This window comes from Gluconacetobacter takamatsuzukensis (assembly GCF_014174275.1).
Lineage (GTDB): Bacteria > Pseudomonadota > Alphaproteobacteria > Acetobacterales > Acetobacteraceae > Gluconacetobacter > Gluconacetobacter takamatsuzukensis.
In genome coordinates, this window is record NZ_JABEQK010000002.1 from 256,783 (window position 1) to 270,311 (window position 13,529).

The window sequence follows — 13,529 nt, forward strand, 5'->3', positions numbered from 1 at the left end:
AAAACAATGCGGGCACGCGTGCAGGGAGAAACAGAAAAATGAAGATCCATGCAACAAGATGGACCCATTCCCTCGCAGCCGGCTTCACCCTCCTCTCCTGCCTGCCCGGCGGGCTGTCCCAGGGGCTGGCCCAGTCCGTTTCCCGCATCACCCCCAAGCCGCATACGGTGCCGGCCCCCACGCCCCCGCACCCGGCGGCAAAGAGCATCCACACGCCCATCGTGTCGGTCCAGCCGCAACCCGTCCTCCTCCCGCCGGAAGCGGAGGATCTCGGAAACACCAAAAGGCAGGAACTGTCCGATACCACCGAACACGCTTTCTTCCCCGCCAGTTTTCACGACTGGATGACCCAGGCGACCCTGACCGGCAACTGGGGCGGCAGGCGGACATGGCTGGTCGATCGCGGCGTCACCATCACCGGCCATTATTTCCAGGACAGTGCGGGAAACCCGATGGGCGGACAGTCGCAGAACGTCCGCTACGCGCATGAAATCGGCATCAACGTCGATTTCGATCTCAAGAAACTCACCAGCATGAATATCGGCCTGTTCCATTTCATCGTCACCTCCCGCGCCGGCCAGGGGCTGGGGGCCAAGCTGCCGGCGCTGGACAGCCCGCAGGAAATCTATGGCTCGCCCACCGTGCGCCTCTCGCTGCTGTCGTGGGAAATGCCGTGGAACAAATACGTCGCCACCACGGTCGGCGAGATCAACGCCGAGACCGATTTCGAAACCTGGTCCTATTACTGGGGCATGAACAATTACTGCCAGTTCCAGACCAACGCCATCTGCGGCATGCCGCAATCCATCGCCTACAATTCCGGCTACAGCTACTACCCCACGGCCCATCCCGGCGCATGGGTCAAGTTCTACCCTGCCGGCAACAACCATTATTCCATCCAGTTCGGTGCCTATTCCGTCGACCCCACGATCGCCAACACGCATAACGGATGGAAGCTGAACCTCCACGGCGCCACCGGCACCTTCCTGCCCTTCCAGCTCGTCTGGCACCAGGGCGGCAAGGACGATTACAGCGGCCCCCTGCAAACCAACGTCAAGGTCGGCGGCTACTGGGACACGTCGCAGGTCAGCGACGTCTATTCCAAACTGGGCATGTTCCAGATCCCGTCGCAATATCTCGTGGGCGCCCCCACCTCCACCGTCCGGGGCCGCTTCGGCGGCTGGCTCCAGTTCGACCGCCTGCTCCAGCGCGACACCTACGCCCCCCACCGGGGCACATCCTTCTTCGCATCCTTCACCTGGGGCGACCCCAGGACGGCCGTCTTCCCCTATTTCGTGGACTGGGGCATCACGCGCAAGGGCACCTTCGCCAGCCGCCCCGACGACACGGTCAGCCTCGGCATGAAATATCTGTGGGTCAACGCCAAACTGACAAACTACGTGGCACAACTACAAAAAGAGGGAGATACTGGCCTGTACAAACCCACGCAGGAACACGCGATCGAACTCAATTACGGCTGGCACCCCGCCCCCTGGCTGCTGATCCGCCCCGGCGCGCAATATATCTGGAGCACCGGCGGCACCAACCGCTACAAGAACCCGCTGATCCTGGATTTCGAAACCGGCGTGTCCTTCTAGGGAAAAATCAATCCGCCCCGTTCCTGGCCGCGTCCATGCAGGCGCGCATCCGCCCGATGGTCGCGGCCAGCCCGTCGAAAATTGCCTGCCCGATCAGGAAATGTCCGATATTCAGCTCCACCACCTGCGGCAGGGCCGCAATTGGCCCCACATTGCCGTAGGTCAGCCCATGGCCGGCATGCACTTCCAGCCCGGCCGCATCGGCCTGGGCGGCGGCCCGGCGCAGGCGCTCATATTCCCCAACGCGCCCCTCGGCATAGGCACCGGTATGCAGTTCCACCACCGCCGCGCCGATCTCGGCCGACGCCGCGATCTGCGCCGGGTCCGGGTCGACGAACAGCGAAACCCGGATCCCCGCCTCGCGCAGCGCGCGCACGCGCGGCGCCAGCGCCGCCGCCTGCCCGGCCACGTCCAGCCCGCCCTCGGTCGTAACCTCGGCCCGCCGCTCGGGCACGATGCAGCAGGCATGCGGGCGCAGGTCCAGCGCAATGGCCACCATCTCGTCCGTCGCGGCCATTTCCATGTTCAGCGGCGCCGCGATCTCGGCACGCAGCCGCGCCAGGTCGGCATCGCGGATATGGCGCCGATCCTCGCGCAGATGCGCGGTAATCCCGTCCGCCCCGGCCGCGACGGCGGCCATGGCGGCCGCCACCGGGTCCGGATGCGTGCCCCCGCGCGCATTCCGCACGGTGGCGACATGGTCGATATTCACCCCCAGGCGCAGGGCCCGCACGGGGAAAGCGGGGGAGAGGGTCATGCGGCGCTCCGGTTGCGGGTCATGTCGCGGGCCAGTCTCAGGGCGGCGATCAGGCTGGACGGATCGGCCACGCCCCGCCCGGCGATATCGAAGGCGGTGCCATGGTCCGGCGAAGTCCGCACGATCGGCAGCCCGAGCGTGACATTGACCCCGCCCGCCATGTCGATCGTCTTCAGCGGAATCAGCGCCTGGTCGTGATACATGCACAGCGCCGCGTCGTATCGGGCCCGCGCCGGCGGGGTAAACATCGTGTCCGGCGGCCAGGGCCCCGTCACGTCGATCCCCTCACCCCGCAACGCGGCAATGGCGGGGGCGATGACAACCTCCTCCTCCCCCCCCATCACCCCGCCCTCACCCGCATGCGGGTTCAGCCCGGCCACGGCCAGGCGGGGCGCCGCAATCCCGAAATCGCGCCGCAGGGCGGCCGCCGTCGTCCGTCCGCACCGCACGATCCCGTCCGTCGTCAGGCTGTCCAGCGCGCGCCGCAGCGACACATGGATCGTCACCGGCACCACCCGCAGCTCGGGGCAGGCCAGCATCATCACTTCCCGGCCCGGCACGGCGCAGAGTTCGGCCAGATATTCGGTATGGCCCGGGTGGGCGAAGCCCGCCTGCTTCAGCACCAGCTTGCTGATCGGGTTGGTCACCACCGCCCCGACCTGCCCCGCCAGCGCCAGTTCCACCGCGCGGGCAATACTGCCGATCACCGCCGGCGCATTGGCCATGTCGGGCTGCCCGGCCCGCGCCGGACCCGCCAGCCCGACCGGCAGCACAGGCAGCGCCTCGGCAAAAACCGCCGCCGCCTGCGCAGCATCCGCCACCACCCGCACCGGCACGCCGGGATACAGCGCCGGGTCCCCCAGCACGACAAAGGCGGGCCCGTCCGCGCGCAGCGCGCGCCACGCCGCCACCGTCAGCTCCGGCCCGATCCCGGCCGGATCGCCCATGGTCAGGGCCAGCACCCGCCCCACCCCGGCCGCCATGTCAGCCGGCGAACCGGCGGTCGCGCGCCAGCGCCTCCAGCACCCGAACCCAGGAGCGGATGCCCTTGTGGAACGAGACCAGGTCGTATTTCTCGTTGGGCGAATGGATGCGGTCGTCATCCCGCGCAAAGCCGACCAGCAGCGAATCCATGTCCAGCGCCTGCCGCACTTCCGACACGACCGGGATCGACCCGCCGCTGCCGATCGTCACCGCCGGGCGGCCCCATTCCTCGCCCAGCGCCGCCAGCGTGGCCCCCAGCCCCGGCCCGTCCGCCGGCACCACACTGGCCGACGACCCGCCATGGCCGACAAACTCCACCGTGCAGTCGGCCGGCAGCATGGCCCGCACATGGGCGCGGAACGCCTCGCGGATGCGCACCGGATCCTGCCCCGACACCAGCCGGAACGACACCTTGGCCGAGGCCTGGGCCGGCAGCACGGTCTTGAACCCGTCGCCGGCATAGCCGCCGCTGATGCCGTTGATCTCGAAGGTCGGCCGGCACCAGGTCTGCTCCACGGCGGTATAGCCGCGCTCGCCCGCCGGCACCGACAGGCCGACCGGCCCCAGGAATTCGGCGTCGGAGGGCGCAATGGCCCGCCACTGGTCGCGCACCTCGGCCGGCGGGTCCTGTACCCCGTCATAGAAACCGGGCAGCACCACCCGCCCGCTGTCATGGTCGCGCACCGAGGCCAGGATCCAGCTCAGCAATTCCAGCGGGTTACGCGCGGCATTGCCATAGATGCCGGAATGCAGGTCGCGATTGGCGCAATGGATCGTAATTTCCTCGCCGACCATGCCGCGCAGCGCGGTGGTGATGGCGGGCACGCCCCCATCCAGCATCCCGGTATCGCAGATCAACGCGACATCGGCACGCAATTCGTCCCGATTTGCCTTCAGGAACGGCAGCAGGTTGGCCCCCCCGCTCTCCTCCTCGCCCTCGATCACCAGCGACACGCGCAGCGGCAGCGCGCCATATTCGGCCTTCAGCGCGCGCAGCGCCTCGACAAAGGTCATCACCTGCCCCTTGTCGTCCGACGCACCGCGCGCAACGATCCGCGCCCCCGCCTCGTCGCGGACCACGCGCGGATCGAAGGGCGACGTCTCCCACAATTCCAGCGGATCGACCGGCTGCACGTCGTAATGGCCATAGAACAGCACATGCGGCAGCCGCCCAGCCGACTTATCGGCGGTCCGGTCATGCGCCACCACCATCGGATGGCCCGCCGTCTCGCGCACCGAGGCCTCCAGCCCGATCGCCGCCAGCTCGTCACGCAGCCACTCCGCCGCACGGCGGCAATCGCCGGCATGGGCAGGCTGGGCGGAAATGCTGGGAATGCGCAGGAAATCGAACAGCCGCTCCAGGCTGGCCTCCAGCGTGCGGTCCACCCTGTCCAGCACCGGCGCCAGGTCACGTCCGTTCGTCATCTCATCCATCCTCGATCGAATGCGGCAGGCGCCGCGAGTCAGTCGGGAATGTGCGAACAGGACGCGGGAAATGCAATGCGCGGCGAAGGTTCTTCTTTTTCTGAAGAAAAGGCAGCAGAAAGACGTCTATCCGTTCAGGAACCTCGTCCGCCCCCAGCCCAAGGCTCCCGACCGAATCAGAGTTTTTTGGTTCTTTTTTGCAAAAAAGAACATCAAGCCGCCGCCCTCCGGCTCCGCTGCAAGGCAGCAAAATCCACCGCCTGCATCCAGACCGGCGGAAACCCGGCATCCCGCGTCAGGTCCGCCAGCAGGTTGCGCGCGGCCGGAAACATCAGCGCCGGGACCTCCACCAGCAACAGCGGCTCCAGCACCGAAGGCGCGGCCATCCCCCCGGCAGCGCGCAGGCTGACCAGCGCGGCATAGGCCAGCTCGGCCTCGAACAGCACCTGCTCGTCCGGCGTCCTTCCCTGGCAGCGCACCACCAGCGCGACCTCGAACAGCGGCGCCCCGTCCGCGACCTGCCGCGCATCCACATCCAGGTCCAGATGCAGGCGCGGCCGCTCCTTCGGCGCGGCATGGACAGCCGGCGCACCGGGCACCGCCAGACGCACCGACTTGACATACTGGCTGACGATCTCGGCGTGCGGCGCGGCCACTCCTTCCGCCGCCCCGGCAACCGTGGCGGTGGCGTCTCCATCATGCATCGCGCTCGCGTACTCCGGATCGTGAAACCCGATTGTGCAGCAGGCAAAGTGAACGCGGCGTTTATGCGACGCCATTTTTATCGGCCCGGAACCAGCGAGGCTCTCAGATGAACTGTCCACGCAGGAATCCCAGCGCCGGCAGCGGCCGCCAAGCCCGCGGCAGGTCGGCCCGGCGGATGGGCTGCACGCTATAGCGGGGGACAGGCTGGCGGCTCTGGCGCAGGAAGGCCGCATAGGCCCGGACCTGCTGCTCCCGCCAGTCGCGGTCGGCCATCGCGGCCGGGCGGGCGGGATAGATCTCCGCGATCCGCAGGGCCCGGCCGACGGTCGCGACAACGGCCCAGACCATGTCATCCTTGCGCCCGGTGCGCTGAAACGCGATGATTTCACTCAAGAGCCCGCTCCGCCCCGATCCGGCAACGACACCATGCCGGCGCGGTGGGAATCAAGGCCGATCTGCGGGCGTCGGCTCGCCGCACCGCTCTGTCCCGCGTTCCTTGCCGGACATCGCGCGAAACGGTAGGAGGCTGCCCATGCTGCGTCTACTCGTCACCTTGCCTTTCCTGCTGGGACTGATCGTCTTCAGCGCCTGCAACCAGGACCCGATCCAGATGTGGTTCCTGGACTGGGGGTGGAAATCCTCGGTCGGCGTGCTGACGCTGGTCGTCGCCGCCGCGTTCTTCCTCCTCGGCGCGGTCGCGGTATGGTTCGCGGAACTGCGCCAGCGCGGCCGCGCCCGCCGGGCAGAACAGCAGGTCCGCGCGCTGGAGGAACAGGTGGCCGACCTGCGCCGCCAGCAGGCCGAAACCTTTAACCCACCCCCCGCGCCGGTGCCCGCCGCCCTGCCGGCATCGCACGAGGCCCCCCTGCCATGACCACCCGCCGCACGCGCCTGATCGTGGCGCTGGACACCAAGGACGAGGCCCAGGCCACCCGCTGGCGCGACCAGACCGCCGGCAGCGCCGACGCGATCAAGCTGGGGCTGGAATTCACCTACGCACGGGGGCTGGACGCGGTGCGCCGGGTGGCGGACGGGCACGGGCTGTTCCTGGACCTCAAGCTGCACGACATCCCCAACACCGTCGGCTCGGCCGTCGGCAGCCTGGCTGAAACCCGGCCCGCGATGCTGACGATCCACGCCCAGGGCGGCAGCGCCATGATCGCGGCGGCCCGCACCGCCGTCGACCGCGCCTTTCCGCCCGACGCCCGCCCCCTGCTGCTGGCGGTCACGGTGCTGACCAGCATGGATGCCGAGGCCCTGCGCGAAATCGGCGTCAACGACGACCCATGCCAGCAGGTGCTGCGCCTGGGCGCGCTGGCCATCGCGGCCGGCGCCGACGGGCTGATCTGCTCGCCGCACGAAATCATCCCCCTGCGCGACCGGCTGGGCGACGCGCCGGTGCTGGTGGTGCCCGGCATCCGCCCCGCCGGCGCCGAGACTGGGGACCAGAAGCGGGTCATGACCCCGGCCCAGGCCCGCCGCGCCGGCGCCGACTGGATCGTGGTCGGCCGCCCGATCACCACCGCCGCCGACCCTGCCGCCGCCGCCGCCGCCGTGGCGGCGGAACTGGCCGACTGACCCCGTGACCCACCCCGTCGCCATCAAGATCTGCGGCCTGACCGAGCCCGAAGGGCTGGACGCCGCAATCGCCCATGGCGCCGACTGGGTGGGCTTCGTCTTCTTTGCCCGCTCGCCCCGCGCCGTCACCCCGGCCCAGGCCGCGCCGCTGGCAGCCCGCGTGCCGCCCGGTGGCCCACGCCGCATCGGCCTGTTCGTCGCTCCGGACGACGACACGATCGCGGCAACCCTCGATGCGGTCGCGCTGGACGGATTGCAGATCTACGCCCCCCCGGCGCGCGCGCTGGAAATCCGCCAGACCTTCGGCCTGCCGGTCTGGCAGGCCCACGGCGTCGCCACGGCCGGCGACCTGCCCACGGCAAGCACGCTGGACGGGCTGGTGATCGAATCCCGCCCCCCGGCGGGCGCCGACCGGCCGGGCGGCAACGCGCAGCCGATCGACTGGGCGATGACCAAGGGCTGGCAATCCCCCGTCCCGTGGATGCTGGCGGGCGGCCTGACGCCCGAGACCGTGGCCCAGGCCATCGCGCTCAGCGGCGCGCCGGCGGTCGATGTGTCATCGGGCGTGGAAAGCGCACCGGGCCGCAAGGATGCGCGCCTGATCGCACGCTTCATCCAGGCGGCCCGGCAGGGCCCTCACCAGCGCCGATAACCGTACGGGTAGCCGTACACGGGATACGGATAGGCATAACCGGGATAGGCATAGACCGGGTAGGCGTATCCCGGATAGGCCGGCGGATAATAGCGATACCGGTATCCGTATCCGTAATAGGGCGCCGCCAGCGCCGCGCCGGCCAGCGCGCCGACCCCGAAGCCGCCCCAGCCCCAGCCCCAGCGCGGCCCCCAGCCGCCACCCCAGCCTCCGCGGCCCCAACCGCCGCCCCAGCCGCCGCGTCCCCATCCGCCGCCGCCGCCCCAGCCCCAGCCACCCCGGGCCATGGCCGCACTCGAGGATAGCGGCCCCGCCGCAGCCAACGCCGCCGCCAGCAGGAAAGCCATCTTGCGCATCGGAATTCTCCCTTCCCAGCAGGAACACATCGTCACGTCATCATGTCGGCAGAACAGGCGGGATGGTAAACCCGTCCGGCATGCACGATCACGGGATCGCAGTCCGCCTTCCTGTCGGTACACAGCCCATCCGGCACCCCGATCCCGGCCTTTTTGTGGCAATCGCGCCACCTCTCACCGCCGACCGTCACGCTCGCGGATGCGCGCACCCAGGGCCGCCAGCGCATCCTTCAGCGGCCCGTCCTGCATGTCGGCAATCGGCACCGGCGGGGGCGGGTCGCGCCGCACCGGGCGGGGCGGCGGGGCGGCACCGGCCACCATGTCCTGCACCAGCTTCAGCGACCGCACGGTGCCGGGCCCGCAGGACCGGTTGACGCGCGCGATCAGTTCCGGCGCCAGATGCTGCAACTCCATCGCCACCGGCCCGGCGCAGCCCAGCGTCAGCACTCCGGCCGACAGCCGGCGCGGCACGGTGCAGCGGGCCAGGTCGGGCCCCACGATCTCCGCCCAGTCGGTCATCACCTGCGCCAGCGCCGCCGGATGCCGGCGGAAGGCGGGGCGGGAGACAGCCGGGATCAACGCCCCGAGGCTGCGCATCGTCAATGCGCGCCGCGGTTCGGGCGGGGGCGCGGCAAGGCCCACGCGCTTGCCGTCGGTCCGATCCTTCGCCATAAGCGCCCCGTGCCTCCTTCTTCCGCCGCCCTGCTGCGCTGGTACGACCGCCATCGCCGGACCCTGCCCTGGCGGGCCCTGCCCGGCCGGACAGCCGATCCCTATCACGTCTGGCTCAGCGAAATCATGCTGCAACAGACGACGGTGGCGGCGGTCATCCCCTATTACCATCGTTTCCTCGACCTGTTTCCCACGGTGGGCGACCTGGCACGGGCCGAATCCGACACGGTTATGGCCGCATGGGCGGGCCTCGGCTACTATGCGCGGGCCCGCAACCTGCACGCCTGCGCGCAGGCCGTGGCGGCCGCCGGCGGCTTTCCGCGCGACGTGGCAGGCCTGCTGGCGCTGCCCGGCGTGGGCACCTACACCGCCGCCGCCATCGCCGCCATCGCGTTCGGCCTGCCGGTGGTGCCGGTCGACGGCAATGTGGAGCGCGTGACCAGCCGGCTCTTCGCCCTGACCGACCCGCTGCCCGGCGCCCGCAAGGCCATCGCCCGCCACGCCGCCACCCTGAACGCCTCGCCCGAAGCCCAGGCCCGCCCCTCCGATTTCGCGCAGGCGCTGTTCGATCTCGGGGCGGGCATCTGCACGCCGCGCCAGCCGGCCTGCGCCCTGTGCCCATGGCGCGAGCCCTGCGCCGGCCTCCGCCAGGGCATCGCCGCCGGCCTGCCGGCCAAGGCGCCCCGCACCGCCCGCCCGGTGCGCCACGGCGCGCATTTCCTGCTGGCCGATGCCGCCGGCCATATCCTGCTCCGCCGCCGGCCGGAAAAAGGGCTGCTGGGCGGCATGCTGGAACTGCCGGGCACCGAATGGCGCACCACCCCCTGGCCCGAGGCCGAGGCCCTGCCCCACGCCCCGGCCCACGCCGACTGGCGCCCGGCGGGCCGCGTCACCCACGTCTTCACCCATTTCACATTGCATGTGGATGTCTACGCCGCCCAGGTCGCGCATTTCCCCAACAGCGTGGCCCGCATCGGCGGAATGGCTGTGACGCACGCCGACCTCGACACGCTGGCCCTGCCGTCGCTGATGCGCAAATGCGTGGCCATGGCATGGCCCGAGCCCTGAACGGGGCGCAGGGCTCGGTCGCACGCCGTTCCGTCATGCTTCCGTCATTTTTTCTTGACGATTCGTAAAGCGACAAGCTTGACTGATTGCGCGGTCCGGATGGCCTGCTTCCCAGGTCCGGTCCCGCCGCGAATGCCTTCCTGCAAGCGAAAACCGCCAGAATCCCTCGGCGGCCCGTCGTTTCCGGAGGGGATGGAGAGCATGATGACCGTCATTACCGCGTTTCTGTCGTCATCCCTGCCGGTTCTGGGCCTGTGCCTCGCCATGGGCTGTGCCGCGCTGGCCGCATGGCGCAACGCCCCTGCGCCCCAGCCGGTTCCCGTCCGCGTCCGTTCGCGCCGCCGCTGAATACGCGCCCCGTCGCGTCCGGTTCCGCCCCGATCCGTTTTGCCGGCCTGCCCGTTTTGCCAGTCTCCGGCGGGTCCTGTAGCATCCCGGACCGATGACCTTCCTTACCGTCCGTCCGGGCGATTCCCTCGCCCCGTCCCGTATCGGCGTCCTGCTGACCAATCTCGGCACGCCCGATGACACCGGCTATGGCGCGGTGCGGCGCTATCTGGCCGAATTCCTGTCCGACCGGCGGATCATCGAAGCCCATCCGGCCCTCTGGCAGCCCATCCTGCGCGGGCCGATCCTGACCCTGCGCCCCCGCCGCACCGGCAGCGCCTATCGCCGCATCTGGAACCGGGAGCGCGACGAGAGCCCCCTGCGCACCTACACCCGCGCGCAGGGCGAAGCCCTGGCCGAGCGCCTGGAGCCCGACGGCGTGGCGGTGGAATGGGCCATGCGCTACGGCACGCCCTCGATCGCGTCGGGCATCGCCGCCCTGCTGCGCCGGGGCTGCGACCGGGTGCTGCTGCTGCCGCTCTACCCGCAATACAGCGCCACCACGACCGCGACCGCCAACGACCAGGCCTTCCGCGCCCTGATGCGCCTGCGCAACCAGCCGGCCGTGCGCACCGTACCGCCCTTCCCCGATCATCCGCTCTATATCGCGGCCCTGGCCCGCTCGGTGCGGGAGACGCTGGCCGGCCTGCCCTTCGCCCCCCAGCGGATCGTGGCCTCGTTCCACGGCCTGCCCCGCGCCTATGTCGAGCGCGGCGACACCTATGCCGAGGAATGCACCCGCACCATGGCGGCGCTGCGGCAGGCCTTGGACATGGACGAAACGACCATGCCGCTGACCTACCAGTCCCGCTTCGGCCCCGCCCGTTGGCTGGAACCCTATACCGCGCCGCTGATCGCCGGCCTGCCGGCCCAGGGCGTCACGCGCGTCGCGGTCATCATGCCCGGCTTCATGGCCGACTGCATCGAAACGCTGGACGAAATCGGCAACGAGGTCCGGTCGGAATTCCTCGCCGCCGGCGGCACCGATTTCGCCCTCATCCCGTGCCTGAATGCCGCCCCGGCCGCCATCGACCTGCTGGAGGCCCTGACCCGGCAGGAACTCGCCGGCTGGCTGCCGGCCCAGCCGGCCTGACCACGGATCGGGGTCGCCCAATGGGCGACCCCGATGCCGCACGGGCCTCTGCGGCCCGGTTCAATGCGTGTTGGGGGCCTGCGGATGTTCCGCATCCCACAGCGTGGCCTTCTGCTCGTCCGTCTTGCTCTGGCGATACCGCTCCAGCATGCTCAGATGCGGGTCGACCGGATGTTCCTTGTCGTACAGGGCCGCCTTCTCCCGCAATGTCTTGCGGTATTCGTGGCGGGTATACATGCCGGCGGCACAGCCCCCGACCGCCCCCAGCACGGCATGATGGTTGGCCACATGCCCGCCGACCGCACCGACCGCGCCATATTTCAGGCATCCGCCCGGTTCCGCATGCGCTCCGGCCACCAGGCCGGCCGACATCAGGCCGGCAGTCAGCAGCATCGCCATGCCGCGCGTCTGGATCTTCTTCATCAGTCCTGTCCATGCTCCAATGGCGGGTAGCGGATGGAAACACCCATCCGCCCCCGCCGACATCAGTCTTCAGACATACTATGTCATTCCCGTGACGTCAGCGCTTACGGGCTGTCGCAGCTTTCGGTCAGCGGATTGAAGAACCGTCCGCCGGTGCAGGCCACGGTAGGCGAGGGCGCCTGCTGGGGAGGCGTGGGCTGCACATAAGGCTGCGGCACATAGGCCTGATTGGGATAAGGCTGCGCCGGGTAGGGCTGTGTCGGATAAGGCTGGGCGGGATAGCCATATCCCGCGGGCGGATAGGCGCCTCCCTGATAGGCCGGCGGCGGATAATCGTCGTAATCCGCCCCGTACCCGTCATCCGCGTACCCATCGTCATACGCGCCATAGGCCGCCGCCCCGGCAGCCATGCCGAACATCGTGCCGAACGCCAGCGGCCAGCCCCAGCCGCCGTAATATCCACCCCAGCCCGGATAGCCCCAGCCACCCCAGCCGCCACCCCAACCGCCGTAACCGCCATACCCACGATAATAGCCGCCACCGCCGCGATAATAACCACCGCCGCCCCGGTAGCCGCCTCCATACCCGCCACCGTGCCAGCCACCACCACCGCCGCCACGGTAACCACCGCCACCGCCGCCGAACCCGTGGCCGCCACCACCGCCGCCCCCATGGCCGCCGCCGCCACCGCCGCCATGCTGAGCCAGGGCTCCGGCCGGCGCCATCGCCACGCCCAGCATGACCGTGGCCGCCCCTAACATCAGAAATCGCCGCATGTGCCGAACTCTCCCGCGTTTCCAGCCCATATAGGCATGAAAGATGGTCTTTTTCAGAGGGGGGACGTATCGATGTGTAACGCCTTCATACCACTCGGAAAACGCTCCCGCACGGCCACGATCGGGTCCGGCAAGGCACGAAACGGGCGGCCCGATGCTCCTCAGGCCGGATGGGCGGTAGCGCGGCGCTCTTCCCAGTCGGCCATCAGGCCCATGATCGCGGCCGACGTCTCCTCGATCGAACGCCGGCTGACATCGACCAGCGGCCAGCCATGCCGGGCGCACAGGCGCCGGGCCCAGCGCACTTCCTCCTCGACCCGCTCGGGATCGATATAGGGATTGTCCGCCAGCAGCAGCATCTCGGAACGGCGGTCGCCCATCACGTCCAGGCGATGGCGGCGGATGCTGATCAGCACGTCGGGGTCGATGGTCAGCCCCACGATCGGGCGCTGCACATGCAGCAGCTCGTCGGGCAGCGGCAGGTCGGGAATCAGCGGCACGTTCGCCGCCTTGACCCCGCAATTGGCCAGATAGAACGATGTCGGCGTCTTCGAGGCACGCGAGATGCCCACCAGCACGACATCGGCGTGCGACAGGCCGCCAATCTCCTGCCCGTCATCATGCGCCAGCACGAAATGCATGGCGTCGATCCGGCGGAAATAGGCATCGTCCATCACATACTGGCCGCCCGGCCGGCCGATCGCCTTCTCGCCCAACTCGTCCTGCAACACGGCCGTCACCGGGTCCAGCACGTTGATCAGCCGCACCTTCATATGCGCACAGCCGATCGTGAGCTCATGCTGCAACCGCTGGTCGACCACCGAGGACAGGACCGGCCCCCGATCCTGCTCGATGGCCTCCAGCACCCGCCGCAACTGCGACCGGGTACGGATCAGGTTCCAGCGATGGCAGGTAACTTCGGCATGGCTGAACTGGGCGATCGAGGCCCGGACGACGGAATCCAACGTCTGTCCCGTCGCATCCGACACCAGATGCAGCACGATGTGAGGCGACATGGGCGCAACCGGGCTCCGCCATCGCCCCGGGCGGCACGA

General features: G+C 69.5%; 17 protein-coding genes. 7 read left to right on the plus strand and 10 right to left on the minus strand.

The window, feature by feature from the left end; genetic code table 11:
* Positions 1-38 precede the first annotated feature (38 nt).
* Positions 39-1,598 (plus strand): carbohydrate porin, encoded by a 1,560-nt coding sequence (locus HLH27_RS03470; RefSeq protein ID WP_182947823.1) that lies wholly within the window; start codon positions 39-41, stop codon positions 1,596-1,598.
* Between the two features lie 7 nt (positions 1,599-1,605).
* Here the strand turns inward: HLH27_RS03470 and HLH27_RS03475 are convergent, their stop codons facing one another.
* The 5 genes from HLH27_RS03475 to HLH27_RS03495 form a co-directional block, all read right to left on the minus strand.
* Positions 1,606-2,355 carry a pyridoxine 5'-phosphate synthase gene (locus HLH27_RS03475; protein ID WP_182947825.1) on the minus strand — a complete coding sequence of 250 codons (750 nt, stop codon included), beginning with the start codon at positions 2,353-2,355 and terminating at the stop codon, positions 1,606-1,608.
* Complete coding sequence (gene pdxA, locus HLH27_RS03480; protein WP_182947826.1) at positions 2,352-3,338, minus strand: 4-hydroxythreonine-4-phosphate dehydrogenase PdxA; 987 nt, start codon at positions 3,336-3,338, stop codon at positions 2,352-2,354. The genes HLH27_RS03475 and pdxA overlap by 4 nt, the downstream gene beginning before the upstream one ends.
* A 1-nt stretch (position 3,339) precedes the next feature.
* Positions 3,340-4,764, minus strand: coding sequence for a dipeptidase (locus HLH27_RS03485; RefSeq protein ID WP_408870777.1), 1,425 nt, complete (start codon positions 4,762-4,764; stop codon positions 3,340-3,342).
* A 212-nt stretch (positions 4,765-4,976) separates the two neighbouring features.
* A complete protein-coding gene (locus HLH27_RS03490) occupies positions 4,977-5,468 on the minus strand; it encodes a protein-export chaperone SecB (RefSeq protein WP_182947828.1) in 492 nt (163 codons plus the stop codon).
* 103 nt (positions 5,469-5,571) lie between these two features.
* Entirely contained in the window at positions 5,572-5,862 is a 291-nt protein-coding gene (locus HLH27_RS03495) for a hypothetical protein (RefSeq protein WP_182947829.1), read from the minus strand.
* 139 nt (positions 5,863-6,001) lie between these two features.
* On the opposite strand from HLH27_RS03495, the gene HLH27_RS03500 reads away from it, so the two are divergent.
* From HLH27_RS03500 to HLH27_RS03510, 3 genes are read left to right on the plus strand one after another with little or no spacing between them, the layout of a single operon-like run.
* Positions 6,002-6,343: a lipopolysaccharide assembly protein LapA domain-containing protein gene (locus HLH27_RS03500; RefSeq protein WP_182947830.1), complete on the plus strand. Its 342-nt coding sequence runs from the start codon at positions 6,002-6,004 to the stop codon at positions 6,341-6,343.
* On the plus strand, positions 6,340-7,047 hold the full coding sequence (gene pyrF / locus HLH27_RS03505) for an orotidine-5'-phosphate decarboxylase (RefSeq protein WP_182947831.1): 708 nt from the start codon (positions 6,340-6,342) through the stop codon (positions 7,045-7,047). The genes HLH27_RS03500 and pyrF overlap by 4 nt, the downstream gene beginning before the upstream one ends.
* A gap of 4 nt (positions 7,048-7,051) precedes the next feature.
* Positions 7,052-7,699: a phosphoribosylanthranilate isomerase gene (locus HLH27_RS03510; RefSeq protein WP_182947832.1), complete on the plus strand. Its 648-nt coding sequence runs from the start codon at positions 7,052-7,054 to the stop codon at positions 7,697-7,699.
* Here the strand turns inward: HLH27_RS03510 and HLH27_RS03515 are convergent.
* Both HLH27_RS03515 and HLH27_RS03520 read right to left on the minus strand, forming a co-directional pair.
* Positions 7,684-8,055, minus strand: a complete 372-nt coding sequence (locus HLH27_RS03515) for a hypothetical protein (RefSeq protein WP_182947834.1) — start codon at positions 8,053-8,055, stop codon at positions 7,684-7,686. The two genes, HLH27_RS03510 and HLH27_RS03515, sit on opposite strands and share 16 nt — an antisense overlap.
* Positions 8,056-8,229: 174 nt before the next feature.
* A complete protein-coding gene (locus HLH27_RS03520; protein WP_408870778.1) occupies positions 8,230-8,727 on the minus strand; it encodes a DciA family protein in 498 nt (165 codons plus the stop codon).
* A 9-nt stretch (positions 8,728-8,736) separates the two neighbouring features.
* On the opposite strand from HLH27_RS03520, the gene HLH27_RS03525 reads away from it, so the two are divergent.
* The 3 genes from HLH27_RS03525 to hemH all read left to right on the plus strand — a co-directional run bounded on the left by HLH27_RS03525 (position 8,737) and on the right by hemH (position 11,275).
* Complete coding sequence (locus HLH27_RS03525; protein ID WP_338029831.1) at positions 8,737-9,795, plus strand: A/G-specific adenine glycosylase; 1,059 nt, start codon at positions 8,737-8,739, stop codon at positions 9,793-9,795.
* A gap of 201 nt (positions 9,796-9,996) precedes the next feature.
* A complete protein-coding gene (locus tag HLH27_RS03530; protein ID WP_182948171.1) occupies positions 9,997-10,143 on the plus strand; it encodes a hypothetical protein in 147 nt (48 codons plus the stop codon).
* 94 nt (positions 10,144-10,237) lie between these two features.
* Positions 10,238-11,275, plus strand: a complete 1,038-nt coding sequence (gene hemH / locus HLH27_RS03535; RefSeq protein WP_182947839.1) for a ferrochelatase — start codon at positions 10,238-10,240, stop codon at positions 11,273-11,275.
* Positions 11,276-11,335: 60 nt separating this feature from the next.
* On the opposite strand, the gene HLH27_RS03540 is transcribed toward hemH, so the two are convergent.
* The 3 genes from HLH27_RS03540 to HLH27_RS03550 form a co-directional block, all read right to left on the minus strand.
* Complete coding sequence (locus tag HLH27_RS03540) at positions 11,336-11,698, minus strand: hypothetical protein (RefSeq protein WP_182947841.1); 363 nt, start codon at positions 11,696-11,698, stop codon at positions 11,336-11,338.
* A gap of 104 nt (positions 11,699-11,802) precedes the next feature.
* Entirely contained in the window at positions 11,803-12,459 is a 657-nt protein-coding gene (locus HLH27_RS03545) for a hypothetical protein (protein ID WP_182948172.1), read from the minus strand.
* Positions 12,460-12,635: 176 nt separating this feature from the next.
* On the minus strand, positions 12,636-13,490 hold the full coding sequence (locus tag HLH27_RS03550) for a pyruvate, water dikinase regulatory protein (protein WP_182947843.1): 855 nt from the start codon (positions 13,488-13,490) through the stop codon (positions 12,636-12,638).
* Between the last annotated feature and the right edge of the window lie 39 nt (positions 13,491-13,529).

Coding starts and splice junctions, on each gene's coding strand:
- HLH27_RS03470 (WP_182947823.1), top strand. CDS start 39: ATGAAGATCCATGCAACAAGATGGACCCATTCCCTCGCAGCCGGCTTC.
- HLH27_RS03475 (WP_182947825.1), bottom strand. CDS start 2,355: ATGACCCTCTCCCCCGCTTTCCCCGTGCGGGCCCTGCGCCTGGGGGTG.
- pdxA (WP_182947826.1), bottom strand. CDS start 3,338: ATGGCGGCCGGGGTGGGGCGGGTGCTGGCCCTGACCATGGGCGATCCG.
- HLH27_RS03485 (WP_408870777.1), bottom strand. CDS start 4,764: ATGACGAACGGACGTGACCTGGCGCCGGTGCTGGACAGGGTGGACCGC.
- HLH27_RS03490 (WP_182947828.1), bottom strand. CDS start 5,468: ATGCATGATGGAGACGCCACCGCCACGGTTGCCGGGGCGGCGGAAGGA.
- HLH27_RS03500 (WP_182947830.1), top strand. CDS start 6,002: ATGCTGCGTCTACTCGTCACCTTGCCTTTCCTGCTGGGACTGATCGTC.
- pyrF (WP_182947831.1), top strand. CDS start 6,340: ATGACCACCCGCCGCACGCGCCTGATCGTGGCGCTGGACACCAAGGAC.
- HLH27_RS03515 (WP_182947834.1), bottom strand. CDS start 8,055: ATGCGCAAGATGGCTTTCCTGCTGGCGGCGGCGTTGGCTGCGGCGGGG.
- HLH27_RS03520 (WP_408870778.1), bottom strand. CDS start 8,727: ATGGCGAAGGATCGGACCGACGGCAAGCGCGTGGGCCTTGCCGCGCCC.
- HLH27_RS03530 (WP_182948171.1), top strand. CDS start 9,997: ATGATGACCGTCATTACCGCGTTTCTGTCGTCATCCCTGCCGGTTCTG.
- hemH (WP_182947839.1), top strand. CDS start 10,238: ATGACCTTCCTTACCGTCCGTCCGGGCGATTCCCTCGCCCCGTCCCGT.
- HLH27_RS03540 (WP_182947841.1), bottom strand. CDS start 11,698: ATGAAGAAGATCCAGACGCGCGGCATGGCGATGCTGCTGACTGCCGGC.
- HLH27_RS03545 (WP_182948172.1), bottom strand. CDS start 12,459: ATGTTAGGGGCGGCCACGGTCATGCTGGGCGTGGCGATGGCGCCGGCC.
- HLH27_RS03550 (WP_182947843.1), bottom strand. CDS start 13,490: ATGTCGCCTCACATCGTGCTGCATCTGGTGTCGGATGCGACGGGACAG.